The 7757-nt window shown below is 71.8% G+C and carries 8 protein-coding genes; 5 read left to right on the top strand and 3 right to left on the bottom strand.

Annotated features, from left to right (window positions below):
* The 3 genes from FV223_RS15330 to ilvA all read left to right on the top strand — a co-directional run.
* Positions 1-464 (top strand): AbrB family transcriptional regulator (locus tag FV223_RS15330; RefSeq protein ID WP_147727847.1); only part of this gene is annotated, 464 nt, incomplete at its 5' end.
* Positions 465-482: 18 nt separating this feature from the next.
* Positions 483-827, top strand: a complete 345-nt coding sequence (locus tag FV223_RS15335; protein WP_147727848.1) for a diacylglycerol kinase — start codon at positions 483-485, stop codon at positions 825-827.
* Between the two features lie 283 nt (positions 828-1110).
* Complete coding sequence (gene ilvA, locus FV223_RS15340; protein ID WP_147727849.1) at positions 1111-2718, top strand: threonine ammonia-lyase, biosynthetic; 1608 nt, start codon at positions 1111-1113, stop codon at positions 2716-2718.
* Between the two features lie 131 nt (positions 2719-2849).
* Here ilvA and FV223_RS15345 read toward each other — a convergent pair whose 3' ends face one another.
* From FV223_RS15345 to FV223_RS15355, 3 genes are all read right to left on the bottom strand, one after another.
* Entirely contained in the window at positions 2850-3509 is a 660-nt protein-coding gene (locus FV223_RS15345) for an MgtC/SapB family protein (protein WP_187274717.1), read from the bottom strand.
* Between the two features lie 74 nt (positions 3510-3583).
* Entirely contained in the window at positions 3584-4537 is a 954-nt protein-coding gene (locus FV223_RS15350) for an EcsC family protein (protein ID WP_147727851.1), read from the bottom strand.
* Between the two features lie 10 nt (positions 4538-4547).
* Complete coding sequence (locus FV223_RS15355) at positions 4548-5981, bottom strand: AmpG family muropeptide MFS transporter (protein ID WP_147727852.1); 1434 nt, start codon at positions 5979-5981, stop codon at positions 4548-4550.
* Between the two features lie 298 nt (positions 5982-6279).
* Here FV223_RS15355 and FV223_RS15360 point away from each other — a divergent pair, with 298 nt between their 5' ends.
* Both FV223_RS15360 and FV223_RS15365 read left to right on the top strand, forming a co-directional pair.
* The gene (locus FV223_RS15360; RefSeq protein WP_147727853.1) at positions 6280-7368 is read left to right on the top strand and encodes a PAS domain-containing protein; all 1089 of its coding nucleotides are present in this window, start codon (positions 6280-6282) and stop codon (positions 7366-7368) included.
* On the top strand, positions 7365-7757 hold a 393-nt coding region (locus tag FV223_RS15365; RefSeq protein ID WP_246689693.1), incomplete at its 3' end, for a response regulator. The genes FV223_RS15360 and FV223_RS15365, both read left to right, overlap by 4 nt.

The following is a 7757-nucleotide window of genomic DNA, read 5'->3' on the forward strand; positions in this document are numbered from 1 at the left end:
GCATCGCGCTGTGGCTCCGCCTGCCCGCCGGCGCGCTGATCGGGCCGATGCTGCTCGGCGCGGCGCTTCACGCGACCGGCGTCGCCAGCATCACCCTGCCGCTGCCGATCCTCGAGCTCGCCTACGCGACGATCGGCTGGTACGTCGGCCTGCGCTTCACCCGTGAGACCCTGCGCGCGACGCTGCACGCGCTGCCCGGCATCCTCGTCGCGACGCTCGCCGTGATCCTGCTCTGCGCCGGCTGGGCGCTCGGGCTGACGCACCTGCTCGCGATCGACTTCCTCACCGCCTTCCTCGCGACCAGCCCCGGCGGCCTCGACTCGGTGGCGATCATTGCGGTCGGCTCGAAGGTCGACGTGTCGTTCGTGCTCGCGGTGCAGACGCTCCGGCTGTTCGTGGTCCTGATCACCGGCCCGGTGCTGGCCAAGTGGATCGCCCGCGCGGTGCCGCAGGAATCGGCGTGAATGGACGAGGCGGCGTGAATGCACGCGCTCTGGCTCGCCTTCCTGAATTCCTGGCGCGGCCTCGTCCACGGCGCCCGCACCGAGCGCGCCGTGCGGCTCGAGCTGGTGCTGCTCGTCGTCGGCGTGCCGGCGGCCCTCGTGCTCGGCGCGAGCCTCTGGGTCCGCGTCGCGCTGATGGCGACGCTCCTGCTGATGCTCGCCGCGGAGTTCCTCAACACCGCGATCGAGAAGCTGTGCGATCACCTCCATCCCGGCCGCCACCCGCGGATCGGCACGGTGAAGGACCTCGCCTCGGCCGGGACGTTCTCGGCGCAGGCGATCGCCGCCCTGGTCTGGGTCGCCGCGCTGATCGACCGGCTCTGACGCCGCGGCGTTCCCGCCATCGTCGCTCCGGAGCCGGGACCGTGCGGACTTCCGAGCGGGCCTTCACCGTGACGCCGTCGCTCGGACGCTCGCGGAACGCCGGTGCCGGCGTCCGGATCGTCACGACGCCCTTCGCGCTCCGACGTCCCGCCCGGGCGGCGGTGCGGACCATCGTCCCTGCCGCACGTCCGGCGGTCTCCGGCATCCGGGGCCGGGCAGGCATGCGGGGCCGAGCGGGGGCGCGCGCTCGCATCTTGCGCGGCAAGCGGCTATTGCCGGCCGCATGTCCGACACCGTGAAACCCGCAAGTCCTCCGGCCGAACCGGCACCCGATTACATCCGCAAGATCCTCACCGCGCGGGTCTACGACGTGGCGATCGAGAGCCCGCTCGATCCGATGCCGCGCCTGACCGTCCGGCTCGGGCGGCCGGTGCTTCTGAAGCGCGAGGACCTGCAGCCGGTCTTCTCGTTCAAGCTGCGCGGCGCCTACAACAAGATGTCGGGGCTCTCGCCCGAGCAGCTCGCCCGCGGCGTGATCTGCGCCTCGGCCGGCAACCACGCGCAGGGCGTGGCCTTGGCGGCCGCGCGCCTGCAGGTGCGGGCGGTCATCGTGATGCCGCGCACGACGCCCGCGATCAAGGTCGACGCCTGTCGCGCCCGAGGCGCCGAGGTGATCCTGCACGGCGACGCCTTCGACGAGGCGCTGAGCGAGGCGCGGCGCCTGGAGGCCGAGCAGGACCTCACCTTCCTCCACCCCTTCGACGATCCCGACGTGATCGCCGGCCAGGGCACGATCGGCATGGAGATCCTGCAGCAGCATACCGGCCCGATCGAGGCGATCTTCGTGCCCGTCGGCGGCGGCGGGCTCGCGGCGGGAATCGCGACCTACGTCAAGTACCTGCGGCCGGAGACCAAGGTGATCGGCGTGGAGCCGGACGACGCCGCCTGCATGGCCGAGGCCCTGAAGGCCGGCGAGCTCGTGCTGCTGCCGAGCGTCGGGCTGTTCGCCGACGGCGTCGCCGTCCGCCAGGCCGGGGCCGAGACGTTCCGGCTGTGCCGCCAGCACCTCGACGAGGTCATCACCGTCGACACCGACGCGATGTGCGCGGCGGTGAAGGACATCTTCGACGACACCCGCGCGGTGTCCGAGCCGTCCGGCGCGCTCGCGCTCGCCGGCGCCAAGCTCTACGCCGAGCGCGAGGGCGGCGCCGGCACGCTCGTCGCGATCTCCTCCGGGGCGAACCTCAACTTCGACCGCCTGCGCCACATCGCCGAGCGGGCCGAGCTCGGCGAGGAGCGGGAGGTCCTGCTCGGCGTCACCATCCCGGAGAAGCCCGGCGCCTACCGGGCCTTCATAAGGGCCCTGGGCCCGCGCGCGATCACCGAGTTCAACTACCGCTACGCGCCGGGCGTGCAGGCCAGGATCTTCGTCGGCATCAACCTGCCCGGCGGCCGGCCCGAGAAGCGCGACCTCGTCGCGGGCCTCGTCGCCGGGGGCTACGACGTCCACGACATGAGCGACAACGAGATGGCCAAGGTCCATGTCCGCTACATGGTCGGCGGCCGCGTCTCGGGCCTGGCGCACGAGCGGCTCTACCGCTTCCAGTTCCCGGAGCGGCCGGGCGCGCTGCTGAAGTTCCTGGACGCGCTCGGCGAGGACTTCAACATCACCCTGTTCCACTACCGCAACCACGGTGCCGATTACGGCCGGGTGCTCGCCGGCATCGCCGTGCCCCCCGACGCCAAAGGCCGTTTCGACCGGGCTGTCGAAGCTCTCGGCTTCCCGTGCTTCGACGAGACCGAGAACCCGGCCTACCGGATGTTCCTGGACGGCGAGCCTGCGGCGGCCAAGACCGGCATCGCCGGCTGGTTCGGGCTCAGGAAGGCCTGAGCGACCTCGGGTCCGGCGCGCTCCGAGCATTTTCGAGCGAGGCGGCTCCCGGCTCGCGTGAAGAAAATGCAACTTCACAAGATGCAGCATCTTCGAGCGAGGTGGCCCCCGGCTCGCGTGAAGAGGGTGCTCTAGCGCTGCGCCGTCTCGACGCTGACGACGTCGGGGTTCGCCCGCAGGGTCTCGGCGATCGCCTCGACGCTGGTCGCCGACAGGCGCACGAACGCGACCTCGATCTCGTCGAGGGCGGGGTCCTCGGCGGTGCGCGCCACGAACTGGCGCACCCGCGAGGCCCGTTCGCCGGTCGCCGCGTGCAGGGTGTCGATCGACAGCGCCCCGCGCTTGGCGACGAGGCGGAGGGTCCGCGTCTGCATCCGGTCGCGCCAGCGCTCCTCCAGCGGCTTGACGCCCGCGAGGATCGCGACGACGAAGGTCGTGGTCGCCACCGCCGGGACGTAGAGCCCGCCGCCGATGGCGAGCCCGATCGCCGCCACCGCCCATAGGCTCGCGGCGGTGGTCAGCCCCTTCACGACCTCGCCGCGCAGCAGGATCGTGCCCGCGCCGAGGAAGCCGATCCCGGAGACCACCTGCGCCGCGACGCGCGACGGGTCGAGGACGACGTTCCGGGCGCCCAGCGCGTCGGCGAAGCCGTAGATCGAGACCAGCATGATCAGGCACGAGCCGACGCAGACCAGCATGTGCGTGCGCAGGCCGGCCGCCCAGAGCAGGCGCTCGCGCTCGAGCCCGATCACGCTGCCGAGCAGGGCCGCCAGCGCGAGCCGGCCGATCATCTCTCCGTTGCCGAGCAGGGCCGGTCTCCGTTCTGTCCCGCGATCCTCTGGGGACGATAGGCCGGTTCAGCCCGTCATGCGACGCCGAGCGCGGCCTTCTCCACCTCGTAGGCCGTACGCACGGTCGCCTGCCCGTAGGTGCGCTCCAGGCGCCGGACGGTGAAGTGGGCGCGGGCCATCGACTGGAAGTGGCTCATGAAGGCGGTGTTGACCGCCGCGCCGCCGAACGCGCCCAGCACCGGCACCGCCTGCGCGGCGACCTTCTGCGAGACCACGATGCCGAAGCGCGCCGCGATCTGCGCGGTGAAGCGGATCAGCGCCGGCGCCGACTGGTCGAGCAGCGTCTTGCTCCCGGCGTAGCGGGCGGCCTCCGCCATCGTCTTGGCGAGGGCTGCGCGCACCGCGAAGTAGCCGCTCTCGGTCAGGCCGGTGCCCTCGGCCGCGCCCGCCGCATCGCCCTTTCCGCCCAGCGCGAAGACCTGGACGCAGGCGAGCGCACCCTCCGGGTCGTCGAGGTCCTCGCCCTCCTCCCGCGCGATCTCGGCGATCGAGCGCAGCATCAGGGTGGTCGAGACCGGCAGCTCGACGGCCAGCGTCGCGAGGCCGAAGGCGCCTCCGAACGCCCCCGACAGCGCGGCCATGGCCTTGTGGTTGAAGGTGCTCGATCCGGTCAGGCTGCCGAGCAGCGCGCCGAGGCGTCCCTCCGGCTTGACGGCGATGCTCTCGATCTCGGTGCCGGCGGCCGGCGCGACCGCGACCTTCGGCAGGGTCCTGAGCGCGACGCGCAGCGCCCCGCGCATCGCCGCCTCGGTCGAGCGCCCGACGACCTCGGTCACCGGGGCCGGCAGGGACCGGCCGATCATGTCGAGGGGAGCGCCGGCGGCGGCCGAGAGCCGGGCGGCGAGGCCCGGCTGCTCCAGGGCGCGGACGGACCGGCGCAATGCCGCGAGGTCCGCCTCGCTCAAGGGACGCTCGATGGACTCGGTGGCGGCCGGAAGGACCTCACCGGTCAGCGCGATATCGCTCATGCATTCCTCCTCAAGCCTGGGTTCTCAGGGGCACGCCCGGCGAACCGGTAGGAAGCGGGACGGGCCCGGGAGGGTTCCCGTGCCCGCCGGCGGCGGCCATCCCCGCGTCGCCCGAGGCCGGCACGGGCCTGCGGCTCGGCGTTCTGCCGACGGCGAGGCAGAGCAGCACCACCGGGATGCCGACCGCAGAGGTCAGGACGAAGAAGGTCGGGTAGCCGAAGGCGGCGACGATGTAGCCGGCGGTGCCCGCGACGAGCTTGCCCGGCAGCGCGTAGAGCGAGGAGAACAGGGCGTACTGCGTCGCCGCGTAGCCGGGGGTGGTCAGGCTCGACATGTAGGCGATCAGCGCGATGCCGGCGAAGGAGCCGCAGAAGTTCTCGATCGAGATCGCCACCGTCAGCCGCCAGACCTCCGGCCCGCCGGTCGACAGCCAGGCGAAGGAGAGGTGCGAGGCGGCGGCGAGGAAGGCGCCGGCCAGCAGCGTCGGGAACATCCCGAATCGCGCCATCGCCCAGCCGCCCGCGAACCCGCCCGCGATGCCGACCCAGATGCCGTAGAGCTTGGTAACGGTGGCGATCTCCTTCAGGTCGAAGCCCAGCGTCCGGTACAGCGGGCTCGCCATCACGCCGGAGACGAAATCCGGCATGCGGTAGAGCGCCACCAGCACCAGCACGCCCCACAGGGCCTGCCCCATCCGGCCGTGCAGCTCGACCAGGGGCTCCAGCACGGCCTGGCGGATCGACAACAGCCGCGTTCCGGTCGCCTTCGGCGTCTGCGCGGCTGCGGCCGCCGGCTCGGGGCGCCGGGTGTCGAAGGCAGGCGCGAGCAGGGCCGCGATCAGGCCGACGAGCATCAGGGCCGCCATCGTCAGGTAGGCGAAGGTCCAGCCCTTGTCGGAGGCGATGAACAGCGCGCCGGCGCCCGCCGTGATCAGGCCGAGGCGGTAGCCGAGGTTCGAGGTCGCCGCGAGGATGCCCTGGAAGTCGGTGCCGGCGGCGTCGATGCGCCAGCCGTCGACGACCACGTCCTGGGTTGCGGCGCAGAAGGCGACGAGGAAGGCGCCGAGGCCGAGCAGCGCGAGGCTCGTCTGCGGATCGGCGAAGGCCATCAGCACCAGGCAGAGCGCCACCGCGACCTGCGTCGTCACCATCCAGGCGCGGCGGCGCCCAAGACGAGCGCTCAGCACCGGAACGTCGATCCGGTCGATCATCGGCGCCCACAGGAACTTCAGCGAGTACGGCAGCGCCACGTAGCTGAACAGGCCGATCGCCTTGACGTTGATGTCCGAGAAGGCGAGCCGCAGGGTGAACGTCCCGAGCACCAGGAGCAGCGGCAGCCCCGAGGAGAAGCCGAGCGCCAGCATCAGGACGATGCGCCGATCCTCGACGAGGTCGCGGGCCCGCAGCCGTCGTGCGGGCTTGTCGGGTGCGGTGTCCATGGCCATGCGGTGGAACTCCTTGACGCCCTTCCGCCTTGATCCGTGAGAATCGTGGCAGCCTTGCGCCGCCCCGCGCGTCGGGGGCGATCCGTGCGGGGTGCGGCGGCCGGATCATGGTCGATGTCTGCTTAACGCGACATCGCACATTTGCCTGGGTACAAACGGGACGGGTCGGGAACCTTGCCCCTGCGTACCTGTTCGGATGATGCGAGCGTAGCCGTTCCGCTCGCAACGGTCTGCCGCGCTGGCCCGGCGCGGCGGCCATCCCTGCCTCGAGGCTCCTCGCGTACCGATCGGTTACAGGATGATGGAGACCAGCGATCAGGCGGATTATCCGCTCGCTCCGGAGACATTCGCGCGGGCGTTCGATTCGAGCCCGACGCCGATGCTGCTCACGGGGGCGACGCACGACAACAACCCGATCGTCTGGGTGAACGAGGCCTTCCTGAAGCTGACCGGCTACGACCGCGACGAGCTTCTCGGGCGCAATTGCCGGATGCTGCAGGGCGCCGGCACGGACGCGTCGGAGGTCGCGCGCCTGCGCGCCGCGCTCGAGGCGGCCGAGCCGATCGAGTGCGAGCTCCTGAACTACCGCAAGGACGGCACCGCCTTCTGGAACAGCATGACCGTCAACCCGGTGCGAAACGCCGATGGACGGGTGACGTTCTTCTTCGCCGCGCAGGCCGACATGACCGACAAGCGCACCGTCGAGCAGGCGATGCGCGGCACCAACGACGAGCTGGAGCGCCAGGTCGGGCAGCGCACCGCCGACCTGCAGGCGGCCCTCGAGCAGAAGACCGCCCTGCTCCACGAGGTCGATCACCGGGTCAAGAACAACCTCCAGGTGATCTCGTCGCTGATGCTGCTGAAGGCCCGGCGCACGCCCGAGGGCGAGGCGCGCGATGCGCTCTCGAGCATGGCCGAGCGCATCGGCGCGCTCTCGACCGCCCACCGCATGCTCTACTCGGCCGGCGACGTCACCAAGTTCAACCTGTCGGACTTCACCGACGACTTCCTGTCCGATCTCAACGCCGGGCTCGATGCGGAGCGGACCCGGGTCGAGGCGCGGATCGACTCGATCGCCGTCTCCGCCGCGATGGCCGCGCCGCTCGCCCTGATGATCCACGAGCTGGCGACCAACGCCGTCCGCCACGCCTTTCCCGAGAACCGGAGCGGCCGCATCGGCATCACCGCGCAGCGCACCGACGCCGGCATGCACCTTACGATCGAGGACGACGGCGTCGGCCTCGATGCGGGGCCGGTGAACCCGGCGGGCTTCGGCCGGAACCTCGTCGAGATGGTGGTGCGGCAGCTGCGCGGCACGATCACGTGGCGCGATCGGGCGCCGGGCACCGTCGTCGAGATCGACATTCCCCTGGCGGAGGACGCGTGAGCGCCCCGGCCCTGCGCATCCTCGTGGTCGAGGACGAGGCGCTGATCGCCCTCGAGCTCGAGTTCCTGCTCGACGACCTCGGCTACGTCACGGTCGGCATCGCCGCCAGCTCGACCGAGGCGATCGCGCTCGGGCAGTCCACCGCACCCGACATCGCGCTCGTCGACATCCACCTCGTCGACGGGCCGACCGGCGTCGACGTCGCCCGCGCGCTCAGCGCCGACCCGCGCACGACGGTGGTGTTCATGACCGCCAACGCCAAGCGCATCCCCGACGACTTCGCGGGCGCCTTCGGCGTGATCTCCAAGCCCTATTCCGAGCGGGTCGTGGCGAGCACCCTCGACTACGTGGCCGGCTGCCGCGCCGGGCGCGTCCCGGCCCCGCCCTGC

Source organism: Methylobacterium sp. WL116 (assembly GCF_008039455.1).
In the GTDB taxonomy this organism is placed as follows: domain Bacteria; phylum Pseudomonadota; class Alphaproteobacteria; order Rhizobiales; family Beijerinckiaceae; genus Methylobacterium.